General features: G+C 60.5%; 22 protein-coding genes. 3 read left to right on the top strand and 19 right to left on the bottom strand.

Annotation, left to right across the window (positions count from 1 at the left end):
- Nucleotides 1-15: 15 nt before the first annotated feature.
- The 4 genes from fabD to IEQ42_RS17880 all read right to left on the bottom strand — a co-directional run bounded on the left by fabD (nucleotide 16) and on the right by IEQ42_RS17880 (nucleotide 2,816).
- Nucleotides 16-954 carry an ACP S-malonyltransferase gene (gene fabD, locus IEQ42_RS17895; protein ID WP_210704394.1) on the bottom strand — a complete coding sequence of 313 codons (939 nt, stop codon included), beginning with the start codon at nucleotides 952-954 and terminating at the stop codon, nucleotides 16-18.
- A gap of 123 nt (nucleotides 955-1,077) precedes the next feature.
- Complete coding sequence (gene plsX, locus IEQ42_RS17890) at nucleotides 1,078-2,088, bottom strand: phosphate acyltransferase PlsX (RefSeq protein WP_080896053.1); 1,011 nt, start codon at nucleotides 2,086-2,088, stop codon at nucleotides 1,078-1,080.
- Nucleotides 2,089-2,092: 4 nt separating this feature from the next.
- Nucleotides 2,093-2,275, bottom strand: a complete 183-nt coding sequence (gene rpmF, locus IEQ42_RS17885; RefSeq protein ID WP_008152339.1) for a 50S ribosomal protein L32 — start codon at nucleotides 2,273-2,275, stop codon at nucleotides 2,093-2,095.
- A gap of 13 nt (nucleotides 2,276-2,288) precedes the next feature.
- The gene (locus IEQ42_RS17880) at nucleotides 2,289-2,816 is read right to left on the bottom strand and encodes a YceD family protein (protein WP_042560436.1); all 528 of its coding nucleotides are present in this window, start codon (nucleotides 2,814-2,816) and stop codon (nucleotides 2,289-2,291) included.
- A gap of 105 nt (nucleotides 2,817-2,921) precedes the next feature.
- Here IEQ42_RS17880 and IEQ42_RS17875 point away from each other — a divergent pair, with 105 nt between their 5' ends.
- Nucleotides 2,922-3,500 carry a Maf family protein gene (locus IEQ42_RS17875; protein WP_210704393.1) on the top strand — a complete coding sequence of 193 codons (579 nt, stop codon included), beginning with the start codon at nucleotides 2,922-2,924 and terminating at the stop codon, nucleotides 3,498-3,500.
- Between the two features lie 119 nt (nucleotides 3,501-3,619).
- On the opposite strand, the gene sppA is transcribed toward IEQ42_RS17875, so the two are convergent.
- Genes sppA through rluC form a run of 3 tightly spaced genes read right to left on the bottom strand, consistent with a single transcriptional unit; the run spans nucleotide 3,620 to nucleotide 6,242 of the window.
- On the bottom strand, nucleotides 3,620-4,609 hold the full coding sequence (gene sppA / locus IEQ42_RS17870; protein ID WP_210704392.1) for a signal peptide peptidase SppA: 990 nt from the start codon (nucleotides 4,607-4,609) through the stop codon (nucleotides 3,620-3,622).
- A 24-nt stretch (nucleotides 4,610-4,633) separates the two neighbouring features.
- Nucleotides 4,634-5,296 carry an HAD-IA family hydrolase gene (locus IEQ42_RS17865; protein WP_210704391.1) on the bottom strand — a complete coding sequence of 221 codons (663 nt, stop codon included), beginning with the start codon at nucleotides 5,294-5,296 and terminating at the stop codon, nucleotides 4,634-4,636.
- Nucleotides 5,283-6,242: a 23S rRNA pseudouridine(955/2504/2580) synthase RluC gene (gene rluC, locus IEQ42_RS17860; protein ID WP_210704390.1), complete on the bottom strand. Its 960-nt coding sequence runs from the start codon at nucleotides 6,240-6,242 to the stop codon at nucleotides 5,283-5,285. Before rluC ends, IEQ42_RS17865 begins: the two co-directional genes overlap by 14 nt.
- A 698-nt stretch (nucleotides 6,243-6,940) precedes the next feature.
- Between rluC and rne the strand changes: the two genes are divergently transcribed.
- Nucleotides 6,941-10,192 (top strand): ribonuclease E, encoded by a 3,252-nt coding sequence (gene rne / locus IEQ42_RS17855; RefSeq protein WP_210704388.1) that lies wholly within the window; start codon nucleotides 6,941-6,943, stop codon nucleotides 10,190-10,192.
- A gap of 73 nt (nucleotides 10,193-10,265) precedes the next feature.
- Here rne and IEQ42_RS17850 read toward each other — a convergent pair whose 3' ends face one another.
- From IEQ42_RS17850 to IEQ42_RS17795, 12 genes are all read right to left on the bottom strand, one after another.
- Nucleotides 10,266-10,856, bottom strand: coding sequence for a nucleotidyltransferase family protein (locus tag IEQ42_RS17850; RefSeq protein ID WP_210704386.1), 591 nt, complete (start codon nucleotides 10,854-10,856; stop codon nucleotides 10,266-10,268).
- Complete coding sequence (locus tag IEQ42_RS17845) at nucleotides 10,853-11,833, bottom strand: XdhC family protein (RefSeq protein ID WP_210704384.1); 981 nt, start codon at nucleotides 11,831-11,833, stop codon at nucleotides 10,853-10,855. The genes IEQ42_RS17850 and IEQ42_RS17845 overlap by 4 nt, the downstream gene beginning before the upstream one ends.
- Nucleotides 11,833-14,154 carry a xanthine dehydrogenase family protein molybdopterin-binding subunit gene (locus IEQ42_RS17840; protein WP_210704383.1) on the bottom strand — a complete coding sequence of 774 codons (2,322 nt, stop codon included), beginning with the start codon at nucleotides 14,152-14,154 and terminating at the stop codon, nucleotides 11,833-11,835. The genes IEQ42_RS17845 and IEQ42_RS17840 overlap by 1 nt, the downstream gene beginning before the upstream one ends.
- Entirely contained in the window at nucleotides 14,151-14,621 is a 471-nt protein-coding gene (locus IEQ42_RS17835) for a (2Fe-2S)-binding protein (RefSeq protein WP_034155364.1), read from the bottom strand. The genes IEQ42_RS17840 and IEQ42_RS17835 overlap by 4 nt, the downstream gene beginning before the upstream one ends.
- A gap of 338 nt (nucleotides 14,622-14,959) precedes the next feature.
- Nucleotides 14,960-15,979, bottom strand: a complete 1,020-nt coding sequence (gene murB / locus IEQ42_RS17830; protein ID WP_210704382.1) for a UDP-N-acetylmuramate dehydrogenase — start codon at nucleotides 15,977-15,979, stop codon at nucleotides 14,960-14,962.
- Nucleotides 15,976-16,440 carry a low molecular weight protein-tyrosine-phosphatase gene (locus IEQ42_RS17825; protein WP_210704380.1) on the bottom strand — a complete coding sequence of 155 codons (465 nt, stop codon included), beginning with the start codon at nucleotides 16,438-16,440 and terminating at the stop codon, nucleotides 15,976-15,978. The genes murB and IEQ42_RS17825 overlap by 4 nt, the downstream gene beginning before the upstream one ends.
- Nucleotides 16,440-17,204: a 3-deoxy-manno-octulosonate cytidylyltransferase gene (gene kdsB / locus IEQ42_RS17820; RefSeq protein WP_210704379.1), complete on the bottom strand. Its 765-nt coding sequence runs from the start codon at nucleotides 17,202-17,204 to the stop codon at nucleotides 16,440-16,442. The genes IEQ42_RS17825 and kdsB overlap by 1 nt, the downstream gene beginning before the upstream one ends.
- Entirely contained in the window at nucleotides 17,201-17,386 is a 186-nt protein-coding gene (locus IEQ42_RS17815) for a Trm112 family protein (protein ID WP_003174668.1), read from the bottom strand. Before IEQ42_RS17815 ends, kdsB begins: the two co-directional genes overlap by 4 nt.
- Before the next feature lie 22 nt (nucleotides 17,387-17,408).
- The gene (gene lpxK / locus IEQ42_RS17810; protein ID WP_210704378.1) at nucleotides 17,409-18,419 is read right to left on the bottom strand and encodes a tetraacyldisaccharide 4'-kinase; all 1,011 of its coding nucleotides are present in this window, start codon (nucleotides 18,417-18,419) and stop codon (nucleotides 17,409-17,411) included.
- On the bottom strand, nucleotides 18,419-18,847 hold the full coding sequence (locus IEQ42_RS17805) for an ExbD/TolR family protein (RefSeq protein WP_210704377.1): 429 nt from the start codon (nucleotides 18,845-18,847) through the stop codon (nucleotides 18,419-18,421). Before IEQ42_RS17805 ends, lpxK begins: the two co-directional genes overlap by 1 nt.
- Nucleotides 18,844-19,479 carry a MotA/TolQ/ExbB proton channel family protein gene (locus IEQ42_RS17800; protein ID WP_042560451.1) on the bottom strand — a complete coding sequence of 212 codons (636 nt, stop codon included), beginning with the start codon at nucleotides 19,477-19,479 and terminating at the stop codon, nucleotides 18,844-18,846. Before IEQ42_RS17800 ends, IEQ42_RS17805 begins: the two co-directional genes overlap by 4 nt.
- 101 nt (nucleotides 19,480-19,580) lie before the next feature.
- The gene (locus tag IEQ42_RS17795; RefSeq protein WP_210704376.1) at nucleotides 19,581-21,815 is read right to left on the bottom strand and encodes a DNA internalization-related competence protein ComEC/Rec2; all 2,235 of its coding nucleotides are present in this window, start codon (nucleotides 21,813-21,815) and stop codon (nucleotides 19,581-19,583) included.
- Between the two features lie 136 nt (nucleotides 21,816-21,951).
- Here IEQ42_RS17795 and IEQ42_RS17790 point away from each other — a divergent pair, with 136 nt between their 5' ends.
- A complete protein-coding gene (locus IEQ42_RS17790; RefSeq protein ID WP_210704375.1) occupies nucleotides 21,952-22,470 on the top strand; it encodes a DUF2062 domain-containing protein in 519 nt (172 codons plus the stop codon).
- Nucleotides 22,471-22,582: the final 112 nt, after the last annotated feature.

Below are 22,582 nucleotides of genomic sequence, written 5' to 3'. Positions count from 1 at the left end.
CAAGTTTCTCCTGATTCAGGCCTGCGCTGCACGAGCGGCAGCGAAAGCGTCTGGGGTATTGAGGTTGGAAGTCGAAACGCCTTCGGCGCAACGTTTGTTCAGACCAGCCAGTACTTTGCCCGGGCCACATTCGACCAGATTGGTCGCGCCCTTGGCGGCCAGTGTCTGTACGGACTCGACCCAGCGTACTGGCTTGTAGAGTTGTTCGAGCAGATCACGCTTGAGGGTTTCCAGATCGGCCGGCACTTGTGCGCTGACGTTCTGTACCACCGGGATCTGCGGCGCCTGCCAGTTAATGGCGGCTATGGACTCGGCAAAGCGCTCGGCAGCCGGACGCATCAGCTCGCAGTGCGACGGCACGCTCACCGGCAGCGGCATGGCACGCTTGGCGCCACGCGCCTTGCAGCCTTCAATGGCGCGCTCGACGGCAGCCTTGGCACCGGCCACTACAACCTGACCCGGGGAGTTGAAGTTGACGGCACTGACCACTTCGCCCTGCGCCGCTTCAGCACAGGCCGCCAGCACGTCAGCGTCTTCCAGACCCAGAATAGCGGCCATGCCGCCCTGCCCGGCCGGAACCGCTTCCTGCATCAGCTGGCCACGGCGCTCAACGAGCTTTACCGCATCAGCCAGACTCAGGCTGCCGGCAGCCACCAGCGCGCTGTATTCACCCAGGCTGTGACCGGCAACAAATGCCGGACGCGCACCACCCTCAGCCAGCCACAGACGCCACAAGGCGATCGATGCGGTCAGAATGGCCGGTTGGGTTTTGTCGGTTTGATTAAGCAGCTCTTCCGGCCCCTGCTGGGTCAGTGCCCACAGGTCATAGCCCAGCGCAGCGGAGGCTTCTTGGAAAGTTTCGAGGATCAGTGGATGTTGCGCGCCCAGCTCGGCCAGCATGCCGAGGGACTGCGAACCTTGTCCTGGAAAGACGAATGCGAGGGAAGCAGACATGTAACAAGCCCCTAATGATCTTGTCGTCGGAAAATGACGCCCCACTGGGGGACGCAAGAAACTGACAGTTGGATGGCCCTTTGAACCGGGCGGTCACATTTAAGCATTGTCCGACGAAAACGCCTAAGACAACAAATCCTCCAGACGCCCGTGAAGGCGCTCGGGCAGGTTCTCCTGAATCTCGATCAGCGCACGCTGAATCGCACTCTGAAAGCCCTGAACTCCCGCCGAACCGTGGCTTTTCACCACAATGCCCTGCAAGCCGAGGAAGCTTGCGCCATTGTGTCGCGCCGGTGCCAGATCTGCCTGCAAGCGTTTCATCAATGGCAGCGCCAAGGCACCGATTGCGCGCGAAGCCATGTTCTTTTTGAACAGCGCCTCAATGCGCGCAGCAATCATAGTCGCCAGGCCTTCGCTGGACTTGAGCAGAATGTTGCCGACAAACCCGTCGCACACCACCACATCCGCCTCACCGCGATACAGGCCGTCACCTTCGACGAAACCGATGTAGTTGATGCCTCTGGCCGCCTGCAACAGCGTTGCCGCCAACTTGACCTGCTGATTACCCTTGATGTCTTCGGTGCCGATGTTCAGCAACGCCACCCGAGGGCGAGCAATACCCAGCGTCTGCGCCGCCACCGAACCCATCACCGCAAACTGCAACAGATGCTCCGCACTGCAATCGACGTTGGCGCCAAGATCAAGCAACTGGCAATAACCTTTCTGTGTCGGAATGGCGGCAACCATCGCGGGACGGTCGATACCCGGCAAGGTCTTCAGCACATAGCGCGACAGCGCCATCAATGCTCCGGTATTGCCGGCACTGACACAGGCTTGAGCCTTGCCATCACGCACCAGTTCAAGGGCAACACGCATCGACGAGTCCGGCTTGCCACGCAGGGCCTGAGTCGGTTTTTCGTCCATGGTGATGACTTCGCTGGCCGCCACAATCGTCAGGCGCGCGCGATCGGCAGCCGATTGGCCGTTGATCAATTCTTCAAGAAGGGAGGGTTGACCGACGAGGGTCAGGTGCAGCGAGGGTGTAGCAGACAGGCAAGCAAGGCTGGCCTGAACAATGCTGCGGGGACCGAAGTCCCCGCCCATTGCGTCAATCGCGATGACTTGAGCAGACAAGTGATTACTCGTCAGCGCCCTTGTCGATCACTTTACGGCCACGGTATACGCCTTCTGGCGATACGTGGTGACGCAGGTGAATTTCACCAGTGGTTTTTTCTACAGACAGAGTGCTCGCCGTCAGGGCGTCGTGCGAACGACGCATGTCACGGGCAGAGCGGGATTTTTTGTTCTGCTGAACAGCCATAATTGATTAACTCCTAAACGTTTGGGTCACGCTTTAACTGCGCCAATACACTGAACGGGTTGGACCGCGTTACCTCGTCCTCGCTCGGTTCGGGCTCATCTGACCCCGCCGGCTGCTGGCATTCTTCCGGATGATGAGCAGGCACGATAGGCAAGGCAAGCAAAAGCTCCTCCTCGACCAGTGACTGCAGATCCAATGGATCTTCGCCCAGTTCCAGCACGTCATAACCTTTCGGTAACGACTGGGTATTCGCACCCTCCTTAACCACAGCGTAACTGCATTCGCTGTGGATCGGCAGGGTGACCAGCTCAAGACAACGCTGGCAAACCATTTTGACCTCGGTGTCGATAAAGCTGTGGATTACCACAGATTTACGTTCATCTCGTTCAAAAACGAATTTCGCCTGCACCGTACCGACAGTGTCGGAAAGCGGGTCGCAGAGTCTCTTCAAATCGGCCAGTAGCAGCTCACCTTGGATGGTGGTGCCACGATCAGCCAATTTGCGCGGGTCAACGTGAGGTGGAATCGGGTCATTCAACATAGGCGCAGCATTATAGGGATGCCCCCACCCATGTCAAAGGAAATTGTGCCCTGTCCGTCACTTGCGTGCCTCCGCTAGAATTCACATCTGCCTCAGGAGACGCAAATGCTGCCTTTATTACTTGCTTCAAGCTCGACTTATCGCCGGGAATTGCTCTCCCGCCTGCACCTGCCGTTCGTCTGCAGCTCGCCGGATATCGATGAAAGCCACCGTCCTGGCGAACCGGCAATCGAGCTGGTCAAACGCCTCGCCGAACAGAAGGCCCGAGCATTGGCCGACAGCCACCCCACTCATCTGATTATTGGCTCCGACCAGGTGGCCGTCCTCGGCGACCGGATCATCGGCAAGCCGCACACCTTCGACAAGGCCCGCGAGCAACTGATGGCCGCCAGCGGCGCCAGCGTGACTTTTCTCACCGGCCTTGCGCTGCTTAATAGCCAGACAGGGCAATGCCAGGTCGACTGCGTACCGTTCACCGTACACATGCGCCAGCTCGATCAGGCACGGGTCGAGCGTTACTTGCACATCGAGCAGCCTTACGACTGCGCGGGCAGCTTCAAGGCTGAAGGGCTGGGCGTGAGCCTGTTCCAGTCCACCGAAGGCCCTGACGCTACCAGCCTGATCGGCCTGCCGCTGATTCGCCTGATCGACATGCTGCTACTTGAAGGCGTACAGATTCCTTAAAGCAAAAGATCGCAGCCAGCGACAGCTCTTACAGGGTTCGCGTCATCGCAAACAATGCGAATGAACATCGAACCTGCAGGCGCTGCCGCAGACTGCGATCTTTTGATCGCCACAACCAATTAACGCAACGATGGCCCGTGGAAACCCATCCACATCGCCAACTGCTCGGCCACACTGGCGCCAAGTTTCTTCGAGAAGCGGTCAAACGGCGATTCCTGAACGGTAAAGTCCACCAACTCTTTCTCGCCGACCACATCACGCGCCACCGAACTGGCACTGCCCAGACCATCGATCAAGCCCAGCGGCAGAGCCTGCTCGCCAGACCAGACCAGCCCGGAGAACAGCTCCGGATGCTCTTTGTCCTTCAGGCGATCGCCACGACCCTGCTTGACGCTGTTGATGAACTGCTTGTGCGTGGTGTCCAGCACACTTTGCCAGAACGCCGTTTCTTCAGGCTTCTGCGGCTGGAACGGATCAAGGAAGGATTTGTGCTCGCCAGACGTGTACGTGCGACGCTCGACTCCCAGCTTCTCCATGGTGCCGACAAAGCCGTAACCGGCCGCCGTCACACCAATGGAACCCACCAGACTCGCCTTGTCGGCGTAGATCTGATCCGCAGCACTGGCGATGTAATACGCACCAGACGCTCCGAGATCGGAAATCACCGCATACAGCTTGATCTCGGGGTGCAAGCCACGCAGACGCTTGATCTCGTCATACACATAACCAGACTGCACAGGACTGCCACCCGGACTGTTGATCCGCAGGATGACACCCTTGACCTTCTTGTCCTCGAACGCAGCGCGCAGGCTGCCGACAATGTTGTCGGCACTGGCCGGCTCTTTGTCGGCGATCACGCCGGTGACGTCGATCAGCGCAGTGTAGTTCTCGCCGCGAGTCGCGCTTTTTTCCATGTCCATCAGCGGCGTGAACAGGATCAACGCGACAAACAGGTAAACAAATGTCAGCAGCTTGAAGAAAATCCCCCAGCGCCGCGAACGACGCTGTTCCTGCACACCCGCCAGAAGGGTCTTTTCCAGCAGCTTCCAGCTCTTCTCGTCACCGTCGTCGGCACTTGCCTTGGCCGGTGCTTTCCATTCGTCGGTCATGCCATCCACCCCAGCAAAAACGTATTAAGCCTGCTGCGCCAGCCAGGCATGCAATTCGGAAAAACGGTCTATCGACAGACGCGGCTCGAACTGTTGCAACGATTCGATCGATTGCGCGCCATAACTGACCGCTACCGAATCTATCCCCGCGTTACGCGCCATCAGCAGATCGAAGGATGAATCCCCGACCATCAGCGCCTGTTCGGCACGCACACCGCAATGAGCAAGTATCTGCTCCAGCATCAGAGGGTGCGGCTTGCTCGCAGTTTCATCGGCCGCGCGGGTAATGTCGAAATACTCTTCCCAGCCATTAGCCTTGAGCACCCGATCCAGTCCGCGCCGATTCTTGCCGGTCGCAACAGCCAGGTGATAACCCTGCTCACGAAAGGACGTCATCGATTCAACGACCCCCTCAAACAGCGGCGAAGGCACAGCCTCTGCCGCAATGTAGTGATCAGCGTAATACTCACGAAACAAGGTCATTTCGGCGTCGCTGATTTCGGGATACAAGGTGCGGATCGCCTCGGGCAAGCCAAGACCGATGATGCCTTTGACGGAAAAATCATCACGCAATTCGAAACCGGAGCGCCCGGACGCCGAATGCATGGCCTCGACGATCCGATGAATGGAATCGGCCAGCGTGCCGTCCCAATCGAAAATCAGCAGTTTGTAATCAGATGGGCGCACTCAATCGCTCCACGGTCTTGGCCCACATTTCATCGACCGGCGCCTGCAAGTTCAGCTTGCCGCCATCCGGCAGCGGCACGGTCAGCATGTAAGCATGCAGGAACAGACGCTTGCCGCCCAGATCGCGGATTTCCTTGGTGAAACCCTCGTCGCCATACTTGCTGTCGCCAGCAATGCAATGCCCGGCGTGCAGGGTGTGAACGCGAATCTGGTGAGTACGACCGGTCACAGGCTTGGCTTCGACCATGGTCGCGAAGTCGCCAAAGCGGCGCAGCACCTTGAACAGGGTCAGGGCTTCTTTGCCCTCGTCATTGACTTCAACCATGCGCTCGCCGGAACGCAAGTTGCTCTTGAGCAATGGTGCGCTGATTTTCTTGATCGAGGTCGCCCAATTGCCGCGCACAAGCGCCATGTAGCGCTTGTCGATGCCATCACCGCGCAACTGCTCGTGTAAATGACGGAGCATGCTGCGCTTCTTGGCAATCATCAGCAGGCCGGAAGTGTCGCGGTCGAGACGGTGAACCAGCTCCAGCTCTTTGGTATCCGGACGCAACTGACGAAAGGCTTCGATCACACCGAAGTTCAAGCCGCTGCCACCGTGAACCGCAATGCCCGCAGGCTTGTTGATCACGATCAGGGCTTTGTCTTCGAAGACAATCGAGGCTTCCAGGCGCTGCAACAGGCCCTGGGCCAGAGGCACCGGCTCGTCACGCTCAGGCACGCGAACGGGCGGCACGCGCACGACATCACCGGCCTGCAGCTTGTATTCGGGTTTGATCCGACCTTTGTTCACACGCACTTCGCCTTTGCGCAAAATGCGGTAAATCAAGGTCTTGGGCACACCTTTGAGCCTGGCGAGGAGAAAATTGTCGATTCGTTGGCCGGCATACTCCGGCGAGACTTCAAGCAGTTGAACGCCTGGAGTCGAAGGGGCAGTAGTTGTCATGGCGCGGATGATAACAATTTTTATGGATTTGAAGCACTTAATCATTGCTGCTATAGTCGCGAACGCCGCCAAAAGCGGCCTGGACAGCGGCACCACGGTCAAAAACCGGCCCTGACCAACGCAATTCACCAGGACGCGAGGCCGTCCTACGGGGCTTTCGCTACGTAACGGTGGAGTTTGCAGTTGTAACAAGCGCAGGTGACATAAGGCCTGAATCACACCGCCGAGCAGAGTTTTTACTCGCCTGGCAGGCAAACATTCAAGGCCAGTTCACAAAGTGCAGTCAGCTGTGAATGACCCCGAGCGAAGGCTTCGGAAACAACGCCTAAATTAGCCATGATGCGTGACCTCCCCTTTCGGAGCTCACGGTAAATGCCAACCCGTTGCGGATTCTGCGCGCGGCAGCACCCGAATTATCAGGGATACGTGTAGGGTGGAGATGCACAACCGCTGGACTGTGTAGCATTAGGCTTTATCAAGACGCTTCATCTCGTCCACAGCCGCTGGTTGATTCCTCCTCCTGACTGAGTGCTTAAGTAGCCACAGCAAGCAGGACGCGTACGTCGCGGTCTCGGCCCAATTGGCCGCAATCGCTAGACACGGGAATGGCCAACCACTCCCGACGCACCTGACACCGACCGTGAGAAGTCGTGTGTGCCGAACGCCGTTTCCGGCAGCCCGGAAACCGACGGTACTACATGAAAAGAATGCTGATTAACGCAACTCAACCCGAAGAGTTGCGTGTTGCACTGGTAGATGGTCAACGCCTCTACGACCTGGACATCGAATCCGGTGCACGCGAGCAGAAAAAAGCCAATATCTATAAAGGCAAGATCACTCGCATCGAACCAAGCCTTGAGGCTGCCTTTGTCGACTTCGGCTCTGAGCGCCACGGCTTCCTGCCCCTCAAAGAAATCTCCCGCGAATACTTCAAGAAAGCCCCTGAAGGCCGCGTCAACATCAAGGACGTCCTGAGCGAAGGCCAGGAAGTCATCGTTCAGGTCGAGAAAGAAGAACGTGGCAACAAGGGCGCAGCCCTGACCACCTTCATCAGCCTGGCCGGTCGTTACCTCGTACTGATGCCGAACAACCCGCGTGCCGGCGGTATTTCCCGTCGCATCGAAGGCGAAGAGCGCAACGAACTGCGTGAAGCGCTGAACGGTCTGGTTGCTCCAGCCGACATGGGCCTGATCGTGCGCACTGCAGGCCTTGGCCGCAGCAGCGAAGAAATGCAGTGGGACCTCGATTACCTGCTGCAACTCTGGACCGCCATCAAAGAAGCCTCGCTGGATCGCGCCGCGCCATTCCTGATCTACCAGGAAAGCAACGTGATCATCCGCGCCATCCGCGATTACTTGCGCCAGGACATCGGCGAAGTGCTGATCGACAGCGTTGAAGCCCAGGACGAAGCCCTGACCTTCATCCGCCAGGTGATGCCGCAGTACGCCAGCAAGATCAAGCTGTACGAAGACAGCGTTCCGCTGTTCAACCGTTTCCAGATCGAAAGCCAGATCGAGACCGCTTTCCAGCGCGTCGTCGAACTGCCTTCCGGCGGCTCCATCGTTATCGATCCGACCGAAGCCCTGGTGTCCATCGACATCAACTCGGCCCGCGCCACCAAAGGCAGCGACATCGAAGAAACCGCCCTGCAGACCAACCTTGAAGCGGCTGAAGAAATCGCCCGTCAGTTGCGCCTGCGCGACATCGGCGGCCTGATCGTCATCGACTTCATCGACATGACCCCAGCCAAGAACCAGCGCGCCGTGGAAGAGAAAGTCCGCGAATGCCTGGAAGCCGACCGCGCTCGCGTGCAGATCGGCCGTATCTCGCGCTTCGGCCTGCTGGAAATGTCCCGTCAGCGCCTGCGTCCATCGCTGGGCGAAAGCAGCGGCATCGTTTGCCCGCGTTGCAACGGCACCGGCATCATCCGCGACGTTGAATCGCTGTCGCTGGCGATCCTGCGCCTGATCGAAGAAGAAGCACTGAAAGACCGCACCGCCGAAGTCCGCGCCCAGGTGCCGATCCCGGTTGCTGCGTTCCTGCTCAACGAAAAACGCAACTCGATCACCAAGATCGAACTGCGCACCCGTGCCCGCATCATCATTCTGCCGAACGATCACCTCGAAACGCCGCACTTCGAAGTTCAGCGTCTGCGTGATGACAGCCCGGAAGCCGCGACCAACCAGTCCAGCTACGAAATCGCTGCGGCCGCTGCCGAAGTCGAAGAAGTCCAGCCAGCCGCTGCGACCCGCACCCTGGTTCGCCAGGAAGCCGCGGTCAAGACTGCTCCGGCTCGCGCCAACGCTCCGGTTCCGACCGAAGTCGCAGCACCTGCCGCACCAGCGCCTGCTCCAGCGGCCATACCAGAACCAAGCCTGTTCAAAGGTCTGGTGAAGTCGCTGGTCAGCCTGTTCGCTACCAAGGAAGAGCCAGCCGCTCCGGTGGTGGTTGAAAAACCGGCCACCGAACGCCCGGCCCGTAACGAAGAGCGTCGCAACGGTCGCCAGCAGAGCCGCAACCGTAACGGTCGCCGCGATGAAGAACGCAAGCCGCGCGAAGAACGTGCACCGCGTGAAGAGCGCGCCCCACGTGAGCCGCGTGAAGAGCGTCAGCCTCGTGAAGCCCGTGAAGTTCGCGAGCCTCGTGAAGCCCGCACCGAAGCGCCAGCCGCCCGCGAAGAACGCGCACCACGCGCCCCGCGTGAAGAGCGTGCACCACGCGCTCCACGTGAAGATCGCAAGCCACGTGGCGAGCGTGAAGAACGTGTTCGTGAACTGCGCGAGCCACTGGATGCCGCTCCAGCTGTAGCCGCAGCCGCTGCCGTGACCGCTGAAGAGCGTCCGGCCCGCCAGCCACGTGAAGAGCGCGCACCGCGTCCACCTCGTGAAGAACGTCAACCGCGCGCCGAGCAGGCCGCTGCTGCCGTTGCCGATGAAGAAGAAGTCATCAGTAACGAAGAGCAACTGCCGGAAGACGGTTCGGAGAGCGCCGAAGGCGATCGCCCACGTCGTCGCTCCCGCGGTCAGCGTCGTCGCAGCAACCGTCGTGAGCGTCAGCGTGATGCCAATGGCAACGTGATCGAAGGTTCGGAAGAGTCCGAGTCCGACGAAAACGCTGAAGGCCCAAGCACTGCCGATCTGGCCGCTGGCCTGGCCGTGACTACCGCGGTTGCCGGCAGCGTGATCAGCGCTCCGGCTGAAGCACAAGCTCACGAGCAAGCCGAACGCGCCACCGCGGCTACTCTGGAAACTGCTCCAGTAGAAGCACCGGTTGTTGAAGCCACCACTCCAGTGGAAGTGACAGCAGCTCCGGAAGTTGAAGTAGCACCGGTTCGCGAAACCCAGGCTCAGTTTGAAGCGTTTGCTGAACCTGCCGCCGAACCTGCGGTAGTCGTCGAGGCGCCAGTCGTCGCTGCAGAGCCGGTTGTCGAAACCGTCGCTGAAACCGTGACCGAAACCGTGCGTGAAGTTCGCGAAGAGCAGACTGCATTCAACTGGGTAGCTGAGCCTGCCGCCGCTGAAACACCAGCGCCTGCATACGAAGCGCCAGTGGTTGAAGAAGCCAAGGTTGCCGAACCGGCTCCAGCGCCAATCGTTGAAGCCCCAGTCGTCGAGGCTCCAGTGATTGCCGAAGCACCAGCCCCAGTGGTTGAAACTGCTCCGGTCAGCGCGCTGACGCCAAGCGGCCGCGCGCCGAACGACCCGCGTGAAGTGCGTCGTCGCAAGCGTGAAGAAGAGCGTCTGGCGAAGGAAGCCGAGCTGGCAGCAGCTTCTGCTCCGGTTGTTGCCGAGCCAGTGGTTGCTGAAGTGGTTGAGGCAGCTTCTGCCCCGACTGCCGAAGAAGCTACGGTTGAATCGGTGATCGCTGAAGCGCCACGCTCCGTTCAGGACGCAGCACAGCAACACGAAGAGGCCCAGGAAAAAGAACACGAGCCTAAACCACTCGTCTGATTCCGTAAGCCACTAAAAAGCCCCGCCTGAGCAATCAGGCGGGGCTTTTTTATGCGATCTTTTGACTTTGCTGTTACTTGAATACCAGAGCTTCAGGAACGTCGATATCCCACAACACCCCTGGATCATCCACCAACACTTCCACCACCCTTCCCTGCTTGAACAAGGGCCGGGCTCCGCGATCACCGCTCAACGCCAGCAATCCCGAGCCAAACGAACGTCCAAACCCCACAGGATGCCCAAACTCGCCATCCTGCACCGGCACACTCACCGCATCGTCCACCATCGCCGCCACCACCCGCTCGATACTCGACGGCAAGATAAACGGCATATCTCCCAGCACGATCAGCCAGCCATCAACATCCGGACACGCCGCCACGCCTGCGGCAATGCTGTCGCCCATGCCGGTCGACTCGATCGAGACCACTTCACAGCCATAAGCCTGCGCCATGCGCATCGCCTGCGGTCGCGCTTCAGTCGTCACCAGCACGCGCTTGTCGAGACTGGCCGGCAGGTTCACCAGCACGTGCTCGATCACCGAACGCACGGCGCCATCACGACCAGCGCAATCGGCCAGCAACTTGTCCTTGTCCGCGCCCGCCACGTGGCGAAAGCGGCTGCCCTCGCCTGCTGCCAACACGATCACTGCGATGGAATGACTCATGCGCCCTCCACTGACTTCTTTTGTTTCAACTCCACCCCGTTCTTGATCGCCACGATCTCCGCGAGCAAGGACAAGGCAATTTCCGCCGGCGAGTGACTGCCAATGTGCAGACCGATCGGCCCGTGCAAACGCTTGATCGCGTCTACTGACAAGCCTAGCTGAGCGAGATTCTCCCGGCGTTTCTGACTGTTGACCCTCGAACCCAGTGCTCCGACATAAAAGGCCGGCGAATCGAGCGCGGTGAGCAACGCCATGTCGTCCAGCCGCGGATCGTGGGTCAGCGCGACAATCGCCGTGCGCTCGTCGGTCTGGATGTTCAGCACCGCATCATCCGGCATACCCGGAACGAAACGACCATGCTGTTCTTCCCAGCCGTAGACGAACTCGGTGCGCGGATCGCAGATCAGCACCTCGAAATCCAGCAGTCGCGCCATGTCCGCCACATACCGCGACAACTGACCGGCGCCGATCAACAGCAGACGCCAGCGCGGGCCGTAAATCGCGCGCAGGGTCTTGCCATCGAACGCCAGCGCGTCGGATTTGCTCGCGGGCGTCAACACCACTTCACCCGTTTCAATGTTCAACTCACGGGCAACGATCTCGTGGGCTTCACATCGCGCAAGCAGTTCGGCGACCCACGCCGGGTCGCCGACCCGCTCTTCTGTCAGGCGCAACGTGCCGCCACACGGCAAGCCGAACCGCGCCGCCTCTTCACGCGTGACGCCATAGGTGATCAGTTGCACCGGTGGCCCGTCAGTGGCAATGCGCCCGTCGTGCAGCCGGGCGATCAAGTCATCCTCGACGCAGCCGCCGGACACCGAGCCAATTACCACGCCATCCTCACGCAAGGCGAGCATGGCGCCGGGCGACCGAGGCGCGGTGCCCCAGGTCTGCACCACACTGAACAGCACCACCCGCTGGCCGGCGCGGCGCCATTCGAGCACGCTGCGCAGGACATTCAGATCCACGCTGTCCATCAGGCCTCTGCCTTCTGCCAGCCCTGCAACTGATAACGCACCGGCAGGTTGCGGATGCGTTTGCCGGTAGCGGCGAAGATCGCATTGCACAGTGCCGGCGCAATCGGCGGTACGCCCGGCTCACCGACGCCGCCCAACGGCACATCGCCCGGTGGCGTGACCAGATGCACGGCAACTTCCTTCGGCGCCAGCGACATGCGCGCCACTTCGTACATATGGAAATTGTCCTGCTGAACCTTGCCGTCCTTGAAACTGATTTCACCCAGCACGGCGTTGCCCAGGCCCATCACGCATGCGCCCTCAAACTGCGAGCGAATGCGTTCAGGATTGATCTGCGGCCCGCAATCCACGGCGATGTCAGCCTTGTGCACGATCAGCGTGCCATCGTCCTTGACCTCGACTTCGATCACCGCCGCCACGTAAGTGACGAAGCTGTAATGCACCGCCAGCCCCAGGCCACGACCCTTTGGCAGTTGACGACCCCAACCGGCTGCCTTGGCCGCGGTTTCCAGCACGGCGCGCATACGACCGGTGTCGATCGGATAACGCTCAGGGGATTCGCCGTAGTTCCACTCTTCGCTCAAGGTGCGTGGATCGATCTGCCGGTCCGGGCCAAGCAGCTTGATCTGATATTTGAGCGGATCCACACCGGCCTTGTGCGCCAGTTCATCGACGAAACTCTGGATCGCGAAACCATGAGGAATGTTCGACACCGAGCGATACCAGCCGACCCGTGTGTGCACCCTCGCTTCCGGGTTTTCCAGACGCACATTGGGAATGGCGTAGGCCATGTTGGTGAAGCCCATGCCCAGTTCGAACGCGGCTTCGTGGTTCATGCCCGGCGCAAACAGCGCGGTGATGCTCGGCGCCACGGTGCGATGCAACCAGCCGGAGGGCATGCCGTCCTTGCCCACGCCCGCCTTCAGGTATTCGGCGGACACGGTATGGAAATACGAGTTGTGCACGTCGTCCTCGCGCGTCCACTGCACCCGCACGGCCTTGCCAGGAAACTCCTTGGCGAGAATCGCCGCTTCAATGACGAAGTCCGGTTTCGATTTGCGCCCGAAACCGCCACCCAGCAGCGTCACATTGACGGTGACGTTATCGAATGGCAGCCCCAGTCGCTCAGCGATGCGTTCACGCGTCACCTGCGGTGCCTGGCTCGGCGCCCATGCCTCGCAAATGCCGTCGTTGAAACGGGCGATGGCCACCATCGGCTCCATCGGCGCCTGCGCCAGATGCGGCAAATAATAAGAAGCTTCCAGGCTGCTGGCAGCACTGCTCAGCGCCTTGTCGATATCGCCGGTGTTGCGCACCACTTTGCCGGGCTTCAGCGACGCGGCTTCCAGTTCCTTGCGATAAGCGATCGAGTCGTAACTGGCGTTCGGGCCATCGTCCCACTCGATCTTCAGCGCCTCGCGGCCCTTGATTGCCGCCCAGGTGTTGCTGGCAACCACGGCAACACCGCCCAACGGTTGAAACTCCGAAGGCAGTGGACGGCCTTCGATCTGCATGACTTTTATCACGCCGGGCACTTTCAGCGCCGCGCTGTCATCCACGGATTTGACCTTGCCGCCGTACACCGCCGGACGGGCGATGGTCGCGTACAGCATGCCGTCGAAATGCACGTCTGCGCCGTATACCGCGCGGCCTTTGACGATGTCGTCACCGTCGATGGCTTTGGTGCCTTCCTTGCCGATGTAGCGAAATTCTGACGGCTGCTTGAGGCGCAGACTGTCGCGCGCCGGTACCGCCAACGCACTGGCCGCAGCGGCGAGCTCGCCATAACCCAGCTCACGCCCGGACGGCTTGTGAATGACTTTATGCAATTGCGCATGGCATTCGCCCACCGGCACTTTCCACTGCGCAGCCGCCGCTTGCTCAAGCATCGTACGGGCTGCCGCGCCGCAACGACGCATCGGCTCGTACCAGTGACGCATGCTGCGCGAACCATCAGTGTCCTGATTGCCGAAACGCACTTCATCGCCCGGCGCCTGCTGCACTTTGACGTGCGCCCAATCAGCTTCCAGTTCGTCGGCGACAACCATGGTCAGGCTGGTGCGTACGCCCTGGCCCATCTCGGAACGGTTACACACAACAGTCACCGTGCCGTCGGTGGCGATGCTGACGTAGACCTTCGGATCGTCGATCCAGCCGTTGGGCATGCCATCGGCACCGAACTGCTTCGGCTTGTCTTCGGCCAACGCATCCTGCCACCCCCAACTCGCCGCCAGCACCAATGCTCCGGTGGCGGTTGCGCCTTTAAGGAAGCCACGGCGACTGAGATTGCTCAGGGCGAAATCATTCGGCAGGCGACTCATGCCTTGGCCTCCTTCAGGTGGGTGGAAGCCTGGCGAATCGCGGTTTTGATCCGGTTATAGGTGCCGCAGCGGCAAATGTTGCCGACCATGGCCTCTTCGATCTGCTCGTCGCTCGGGTTTGGATTGGTTTTGAGCAAAGCGGTGGCCGACATGATCTGCCCGCCCTGACAAAAACCGCACTGGGCCACGGCGCTGTCGAGCCAGGCTTGCTGGACGACTTGCCCGACAGGGTCGGCGTGCAGGTTGTCGATAGTGGTGACGTTCTGGCCGACTACCGAGCCGATCGGCGTGATGCAACTGCGCGCCGGCAAACCATCGATATGAATGGTGCAAGCGCCGCAAAGGCCCATGCCGCAACCGAATTTGGTGCCGTTGTAACCGGCGACATCACGAATCGCCCACAACAGCGGCATGTCTTCGGTGACATCGAGTGAATGGTCTTGGCCATTGAGTTTCAGGGTAATCATGGGCACGCCCGCATATTTTTGGAGGTTATGGGGTCGAGCAATCTGCCGCCGGAAAGTCAGCGGTGGTTTCGCGCAGATCGACTCAGGCTAATGGGCTCTCTTGTGCCGACGGGAAGGTCTGCACCGGGCCTTTGGTGGAGCAAATGAACGGTATCGTTAGCTCGCTAAGTTAACCCAGGATTAACAAAAAAGCCCTGCTGAGACAGGGCTTTTCAGTTGCGAGCTTTTAGCTACATCTGCAAAGTTGCTAGCTATAAGCTACAAGCTGCAAGAAAAAGCGGTTTGGCACTCATGACGCAGTGTAGCTTGCCGCTTATAGCTTATAGCTTGTAGCTGCCTCAATACCGATTGGGCTCCATTTCCAGTTCGACATTGAAACGTTCGCTAATGTCTTTCTGGATACGCTGCGCCAAGTCGAGCAACTGCAGGCCGGTCGCCGCGCCGTAGTTGACCAGCACCAGCGCCTGCAACTTATGCACGCCGGCATCGGCCTCACGGAAACCTTTCCAGCCGGCACGTTCGATCAGCCAACCGGCGGCGAGTTTCATCTGCCCGTCCGGTTGGGCGTAGGCCACCAGATCCGGATGCTGCGTCTTGATCTGCGCCACCAGCGCTGCCGGCACCAACGGATTCTTGAAAAAGCTGCCGGCATTGCCGAGCACTGCCGGGTCCGGGAGTTTTTCGCTGCGAATACTGCAAATTGCCCGGCTGACGTCGCTGGGCGTCGGTTGCTCGATGCCCTGCTCGGTCAGGCGCTGACGTACCGGGCCGTATTCCAGATGCAGATGTGCAGCGCGGTCGAGCTTGAAGCGTACCCGCAGGATCAGCCAACGCCCCGGCTGCTGCTTGAACACGCTGTCACGGTAGGCAAAGTTGCATTCTTCGAGGCTGAAATCGCGCAGTTCGCCAGTGTGGCGATCCAGCGCGGTGAGTCCGGCGAACACATCCTTGATCTCGACGCCGTAGGCACCGATGTTTTGCATCGGCGCAGCGCCAACGGTGCCGGGGATCAGGCTGAGATTTTCCAGCCCGGATAAACCCTGCGCCAAAGTGTGCTGCACAAAGGGATGCCACGGCTCGCCCGCTTCGGCTTCGATCACCACGCGACTGCCGTCATCGCTGATCACGCGGATACCGCGCGTGGCCATGCGCAGCACCAGCGCCGCAATGTCAGCGGTCAGCAGCAAGTTGCTGCCACCACCGATTACCAGCAGAGGCACATCGTGAGACTCGGCATACGCCAGCGCTTCGCGGACATCGGCGTCGCAGCGGGCTTCGGCGAACAGCTGCGCGTGAACGTCCACGCCAAAACTGTTGAACGGTTTCAGGGAAACCCGGGGTTGCACCAGCAAACTCATAACCGGCCCTTTACTTCGATCAGCAGTTGGTCACAGGCCGCTTCGATCAGATCCAGCACCTGCTCGAAACCCTGGTCGCCGTCGTAATAGGGATCCGGCACTTCATCGACGACACCGGCATAACGACGCAGGAACAGATCCAGCTCGGCCTTGCCAGTGGACGGTTGCAGAGCCTTGAGGTTGCGCAGGTTGCTGTTGTCCATGGCCAGGATCAAATCGTAACTGGCGAAATCGGCACGGCTGACTTGCTGCGCGCGTTGCGCCGACAGATCATAACCGCGCACTTTGGCCGCGGCCTGGCTGCGTTTGTCCGGCGGATTGCCGACGTGCCAGTCACCGGTGCCAGCGGAGGCCACTTCGACCTGACCTGCCAGCCCTGCTTCACGCAGTTTGCGGCGCAACACGCCTTCGGCCGTGGGCGAACGGCAAATGTTGCCCAGGCACACAAACAAAACCCGCATCAAGCCTCCAGCAGGCGACGAACGCGCTCAAGGTCTTCGACGGTGTCGACACCGGTCGGCGGCGCGATCAGCGCGTCGGCGACATGAATCCGCACGCCGTGCCACAGGGCACGCAGTTGCTCCAGCGATTCAGTGTTTTCCAGCCAGCACGGCCCCCAACTGACGAAGTCCTGAAGGAATCCGGCGCGGTAGGCATAAATGCCGATGTGGCGACGATACGGTACGCCATCAGGCAATTGCTCGCGGCTCTTGGCAAACGCATCGCGCGCCCACGGCAAGGTTGCACGGCTGAAGGTCAGCGCCAGACCATTGAGGTCGCTGACGACCTTGACCACGTTCGGGTTGAACAGGGTTTGCACGTCTTCGATCGGCTCGGCCAGCGTGGCCATGCGCGCTTCGGTGTGGGCCGCAAGATTGGCGGCGACCTGATCGATCACGCTTGGCGGAATCAGCGGCTCGTCGCCCTGCACATTGACCACGATTGCGTCAGGCTCAAGGCCCAGTTTCGCCGCGACTTCGGCCAGACGATCGGTGCCGGAGTTGTGATCTTCACGGGTCAGCACCACTTCGGCGCCAAAGCTTTTGCAGGCCTCGACGATGCGCGCATCGTCGGTTGCCACTACCACACGAGTGGCGCTGCTTTTGCTCGCCTGTTCCCAGACGTGCTGGATCATCGGCTTGCCGGCAATGTCCAGCAGCGGTTTACCCGGCAGCCGGGTCGAAGCGTAACGCGACGGAATGACAACGGTGAAGGCAGTGGTCATTTATCCAGACGCTCATCGGTGGTCAGGGTGCGGGCTTCACTTTCGAGCATGACCGGGATGCCGTCACGGATCGGGTACGCCAGGCCGGCGCCCTTGCTGATCAGTTCGGTCTTGTCGGCGCTGAGCTTGAGCGGGCCTTTGCAGATAGGGCACGCGAGGATGTCGAGCAATTTGGTGTCCATGAACATTCCCTGGATAAAAGAGTTAAGGCAAAAGACGATCCGGCAACAGGCGTATCAGCTGTGTGTCGAACCAGGCCACAAAGGCCGGCGACGGCACGGCATCGACCGCCAGATACCACCAGTCGGCAGCCGCGAAGGCACGGCACTTCACCGCGTCCTTTTCAGTCATCACCAACGGCAATGACGGTGTGAAATTCAAGGCCTGCACGCTGTACTCGGCGTGATCGGCAAACGCATGGGGGACTGGCCGCCAGTCTAGCGCTTCGAGGGTATTGAAGAAACGTTGCGGATTACCGATCCCGGCCACCGCATGCAGCGCCTGCCCGACCGGAAAATGATCAAACGGCTTGCGTTCGCCACTGCGCAGATTGATCAGCGCGGTGGGTTGCAGGCGGAAAGCGAAACCGTCGTCGCGGTCCTCGTTGGCACCGTTGAACAGCACGCCGTCAACGCTTTGCAGACGTTCGATCGGCTCGCGCAAAGGACCTGCCGGCAAGCAGCGCTTATTGCCCAGGCCACGGGCGGCGTCGATCAGCACCAGCTCCAGATCTCGCGCCAGTCGGTAGTGCTGCATGCCATCGTCGGAGAGGATCAGATCCAGCGGTTCACTGGCGCACAAGGCTTTGACGGCGGCGCTGCGATTGGGGTCGATCATCAGCGGCACGCCCGTGCGTTGCACGATCAGCAAGGGTTCGTCGCCAGCAATGTCGGCGCTTTGATCGGCCTCGACCCGCCAGGGCAACTGCGGTGGTTTGGCGCCGTAACCACGGCTGACCACGCCCACGCGCACTCCCCTGCGCCGGCAATGCTCGATCAACCAGAGAATCATCGGCGTCTTGCCGGTGCCGCCGACCGTGATGTTGCCAACCACGATCAATGGCACCGGCGGCTGATAGATTTCGCCTTCACCGTCGAGAAAACGCTGGCGCTTGCCGATGACGACGCGCCGATAGAGCATTTCCAGCGGCCGCAACAGCGTCAGGGCCGGGTGCCCCTGATACCACGCGGCGAGCAAACGATCGGACAGGCTCATCAGGATTTAGGCGCCGCCTCGACCGTGGTCATGCGCAGATGGCTGAAACCGAGCTTGCCGGCCGCGTCCATGGCGGTGATCACTGATTGATGCTGAGCCTTGCCATCGGCACTGATCGACAACGGCATGCTGGTATCGCCGTTGGATTCTTTCTGCATGGCTTCCATCAGCGTCGCCAGATCGTTTTTCGGCAAAACCTTGTTATTCACCGAAAACACGCCCTCGGCGCTAATGGCGACATCCAGTTGCTTGAGTTGCTGATCTTCGGCCGGCGAGCCGCTGACCGCTTCCGGCAGATCCACGCGCAATTGGGTTTCGCGAGTAAATGTGGTGGTCACGACGAAAAACAGCAGGAGGATGAACACCACGTCGATCAGCGACGCGAGGTTGATGTCTACGGTTTCCCGGGGCTTGCGACGGAATTTCACGCGCGGCCCTCAGCCAGGTCGACGTCACGGTCGCCCTGCACCACTTCAACCAGTTTGATCGCTTCCTGCTCCATGCCCACCACCAGCTCATCGATGCGGCGTTGCAGGAAACGGTGGAAGAACACCGCCGGAATACCGACCATCAGGCCCGCAGCCGTGGTGATCAGCGCTTTGGAGATACCACCGGCCAGAACCGAGGCGTTGGTGGTCATGCCGGAACCGGTGAACGCGCTGAAAATGTCGATCATGCCGAGCACGGTGCCGAGCAAACCCAGCAACGGCGCCATGGCGGCGATGGTGCCGAGTGCATTGATGTAGCGCTCGAGCTCGTGAATGACCCGGGCAGCGGCCTCTTCGATGCACTCTTTCATGATCTCGCGACCATGCTTGGAGTTGGCCAGGCCTGCGGCGAGGATTTCCCCCAGCGGCGAATTGGCGCGCAATTCCTTGAGTTTTTCTTTATTGAGCTGCTTGTCCTTGATCCAGACCCAGACCTGGCCCAACAAGTGCTCGGGGGTGACGCGACTGGCGCGCAGGGTCCACAGGCGCTCGGCGACAATCGCCATGGCCGCGATGGAACTCAGAATGATCGGCAGCATCATCCAGCCGCCGGATTTGACCAATTCCCACACAGTGACAGTCCCCTCGAAAAAGTGCGCCACTTTACCATACCGGTTCGCGATTAAGACCCGCCGCTCCGACGACCGTGATGTCGCCTCCACGCTTGCCTCGCTCAATGGGAGGACTGCGGCGGTTCACGCCAGAAACGCGGGTACTGGCGCATTGTCCACGGTGGTTTGAACGCGCCCAGTTGCAGATGAATGGCACCGTGCTCGGCACTGTCGTAAATACGCAGCCCTTGCTGGCGATAACGCGCAATGACGGTCGGATGCGGATGACCGAACGAGTTGCCCTGGCCCCGGGATATCAAGACTGCGTCAGGTTTCAACGCTTTGAGCAATGCCATCGATGATGAACTGCGGCTGCCGTGGTGCGGAGCTTGCAGCCATTGAGTGGCTACGTTCAGAGGGCCTTGCAGCAAGACTCGCTCGGCGTGTTTATCAATATCGCCGGTCAGCATCAGGCGCTCACCATTGGCCTCGATCTGCAACACGCAGGAGCGCTGATTGCTGTCGTGAGCGTCCGCCCATTGCCAGAGTTGAAAACTGACACCGTCCCACTGCCACTGCCGGCCACTTTCACACGCCTGCGCGTTCAGTTCGGCTGGCAGCCCCGGCGGATCGCCGCTGATGACTTGCTTCACCTGCAAACGGCGCGCAACGGCCAAAGCACCACCGGCATGATCGGCGTCGGCATGGCTGAGCAGCATCAGGTCCAGTGTCTCGACATTCAGTTTGCGCAGGGCCGGCAGGACAACACGTTCGCCAAGATCGAAATCGCGGAACCGCGGCCCGGCATCGTAGAGCAGCGCGTGATGACGAGTACGGATCAGAATCGCCAGGCCCTGGCCGACATCGAGTTGCCAGACATCGGCCAGTCCGGCGTCCAGCCGCTCCCGAGGTGGCACGACCAGAATCAACAACAATGGCCAGCCCAGCGGACGCAGCGGTACCCCTCGCGGCAACAGCAACAGCACGGCACCAAGACTGCCGATAGCCAACGCCCAACCGGGAAGCGACGGCGCAATCCACGCCGGCCACTGCCCGGCGATCAGCGCCAGGCCCTGGAACAGCCAGCCGATCAAACCACCCGCCAGCCACAACAGCCCTTCGCCGACATACGGCACTGGCAACAACAGGGTCCCGAGCAATGCCGGGGGCAGCACCACCAGACTGACCCAAGGCACCGCCAGCAAATTCGCCAACGGCCCACTGAGGCTGATCGGCAGATTCAGCGCCAACAACACCGGGCAGAGACCGATCGCGATCAACCATTGCGCCCGCGTCCATGTCTGCCACCAGCGCCATGCCCCAAGACGCCCGCCAAAGGTGAAGATCAGCACCGCCACCGCCGCAAATGACAACCAGAGGCCGGGGCGCAGACTGGCCAGCGGATCCAGCAACAGCACGCCATTAAACGCCAGCAACAGTGGCCACCAGGCGCCGAGATGACGAAAGCGCAGGCGCCACAGCAGCACCAGCCCGACCATCACGCAGGCCCGTCGCACCGGCACATCAAATCCGGCGAGCAAGCCGTAACCGAGTGCTGCGGCGAAGGCCAGACCACAGGCCCAAGGCAGCCACGGCCAACGCAGCGGCCACAGACCATATCGGGCCAGCCCGGCGACCAGCAAATACATCACCGCCGCCAGCATGCCGATGTGCTGGCCGGAAATCACCAGCAAATGCACGGTGCCGGTGTCTTGCAGAGTCTGCCAATCCTCGCGACTCAGGCCCGAGCCATCGCCCAGCACCAGCGCCGCCAACGCCCCTCCCCGGCCCTGCGCGTCGACCGCCAGCAAGCGCTGACGAATGTTGTCTCGCCACGCCCATCGCGCCTCGCCAAGGCGCTGACCCTCCTTGACCGTGCCCGTTGCGCCAATGCGTTGCGCGAGTAGCCAGGCTTCGTAATCAAAGGCGTCCGGATTGAGTAACCCGCTCGGGCGCTTGAGCTTGACCGCCAGGCGCCAGCGCTCGCCGCTGTTGACCGGCGGCCCGGCGTACCAGGCCAGGCGCATCAGTGACGGCAGTTTGCCGTGGCGCGAATGGGCGTCCGCCAGTTCGAAACGAACCACGCCGTCGCTGTTTTGCGGCAACCCGACCACGCGCCCTTCGAGCCAACGGGTTTCGCCATCCAGCGCCACCGGCAAGCGATCCTGCAACGCCCAATGCGCGCTGACGCAAGCCCAGGTGAAACCAAAAAGCAGAAAAGCCAATGGATAGCTGCGAAACGGCAGCAACATCAAAGCCACGACCGCCAGCAACACCATCAACCAGACCGGCGGTAAGGCCGGCATAAATATCGGAGCAAGCAAACCGACTGCCAGCGCCATCATCCCTGTGCGCATAAGCCCGTCCTTGATAGTCCCGAACTTAGGCATAGCGGGTATTTGGCACGACCGCCGTCAACAATTGTCACAAAGTCTGAATGGGCCGTTCATGGAATCCAGACATACTTGCCGCCTTAACCGACCGAGAAGCCTTATGCCCCGGCGCTTATTCAAACGTTACATGCCCGACCCGACGAGCATCAGGGAACACAAATCCTTACGCTTTCTCGGCAAGTTGTTGCATGACCCAAACCTCTGGCACCTCAATCGCCACTCGGTGGCCCGAGGGATGGCGGTCGGGCTGTTCGCCGCTTTCCTGCCGATTCCCGCTCAGATGCTGGTCGCCGCGGCACTGGCAGTCGTGGTGCGGGGCAACATGCCGATTGCCGTCAGCCTGGTGTGGCTGACCAATCCGATCACCATGCCGGCGGTGTTTTTCTGCACCTATCAGGCCGGCGCCTGGTTGATGGACGTGCCGGCGCGGCAATTGCCGGATGAGCTGACCTGGGAATGGATCAGCGGTGAACTGTCGACGCTGTGGCAACCGTTTTTGCTGGGCTCGGTAGTGGTCGGACTGGTGCTTGGCGTCATCGCCTATTTCGGCGTGATGATGTATTGGCGCTGGTGGGTGTCCCGGCAATGGGCGCGGCGCAAGAAAAAACGCATGTCGTGAATGCAAAACGGCCTCCGCAATGGAGGCCGTTTTTTGTGTTGCCTGAACTGACAACAATCCCACTGTAGGAGCTGCCGAAGGCTGCGATCTTTTGATCTTGCCTTTAAAAACC

Origin of the sequence: Pseudomonas iridis, assembly GCF_017980685.1 — a bacterium.
Lineage (GTDB): Bacteria > Pseudomonadota > Gammaproteobacteria > Pseudomonadales > Pseudomonadaceae > Aquipseudomonas > Aquipseudomonas iridis.
This window is presented reverse-complemented; position numbering and strand designations above follow the sequence as displayed.

Excerpts from the sequence above, each read along its gene's own strand:
- fabD (WP_210704394.1), bottom strand. The coding sequence starts at position 954 with ATGTCTGCTTCCCTCGCATTCGTCTTTCCAGGACAAGGTTCGCAGTCC.
- rpmF (WP_008152339.1), bottom strand. The coding sequence starts at position 2,275 with ATGGCTGTTCAGCAGAACAAAAAATCCCGCTCTGCCCGTGACATGCGT.
- IEQ42_RS17880 (WP_042560436.1), bottom strand. The coding sequence starts at position 2,816 with ATGTTGAATGACCCGATTCCACCTCACGTTGACCCGCGCAAATTGGCT.
- IEQ42_RS17875 (WP_210704393.1), top strand. The coding sequence starts at position 2,922 with ATGCTGCCTTTATTACTTGCTTCAAGCTCGACTTATCGCCGGGAATTG.
- sppA (WP_210704392.1), bottom strand. The coding sequence starts at position 4,609 with ATGACCGACGAATGGAAAGCACCGGCCAAGGCAAGTGCCGACGACGGT.
- rluC (WP_210704390.1), bottom strand. The coding sequence starts at position 6,242 with ATGACAACTACTGCCCCTTCGACTCCAGGCGTTCAACTGCTTGAAGTC.
- rne (WP_210704388.1), top strand. The coding sequence starts at position 6,941 with ATGAAAAGAATGCTGATTAACGCAACTCAACCCGAAGAGTTGCGTGTT.
- IEQ42_RS17850 (WP_210704386.1), bottom strand. The coding sequence starts at position 10,856 with ATGAGTCATTCCATCGCAGTGATCGTGTTGGCAGCAGGCGAGGGCAGC.
- IEQ42_RS17845 (WP_210704384.1), bottom strand. The coding sequence starts at position 11,833 with ATGGACAGCGTGGATCTGAATGTCCTGCGCAGCGTGCTCGAATGGCGC.
- IEQ42_RS17840 (WP_210704383.1), bottom strand. The coding sequence starts at position 14,154 with ATGAGTCGCCTGCCGAATGATTTCGCCCTGAGCAATCTCAGTCGCCGT.
- IEQ42_RS17835 (WP_034155364.1), bottom strand. The coding sequence starts at position 14,621 with ATGATTACCCTGAAACTCAATGGCCAAGACCATTCACTCGATGTCACC.
- murB (WP_210704382.1), bottom strand. The coding sequence starts at position 15,979 with ATGAGTTTGCTGGTGCAACCCCGGGTTTCCCTGAAACCGTTCAACAGT.
- IEQ42_RS17825 (WP_210704380.1), bottom strand. The coding sequence starts at position 16,440 with ATGCGGGTTTTGTTTGTGTGCCTGGGCAACATTTGCCGTTCGCCCACG.
- kdsB (WP_210704379.1), bottom strand. The coding sequence starts at position 17,204 with ATGACCACTGCCTTCACCGTTGTCATTCCGTCGCGTTACGCTTCGACC.
- IEQ42_RS17815 (WP_003174668.1), bottom strand. The coding sequence starts at position 17,386 with ATGGACACCAAATTGCTCGACATCCTCGCGTGCCCTATCTGCAAAGGC.
- lpxK (WP_210704378.1), bottom strand. The coding sequence starts at position 18,419 with ATGAGCCTGTCCGATCGTTTGCTCGCCGCGTGGTATCAGGGGCACCCG.
- IEQ42_RS17795 (WP_210704376.1), bottom strand. The coding sequence starts at position 21,815 with ATGCGCACAGGGATGATGGCGCTGGCAGTCGGTTTGCTTGCTCCGATA.
- IEQ42_RS17790 (WP_210704375.1), top strand. The coding sequence starts at position 21,952 with ATGCCCCGGCGCTTATTCAAACGTTACATGCCCGACCCGACGAGCATC.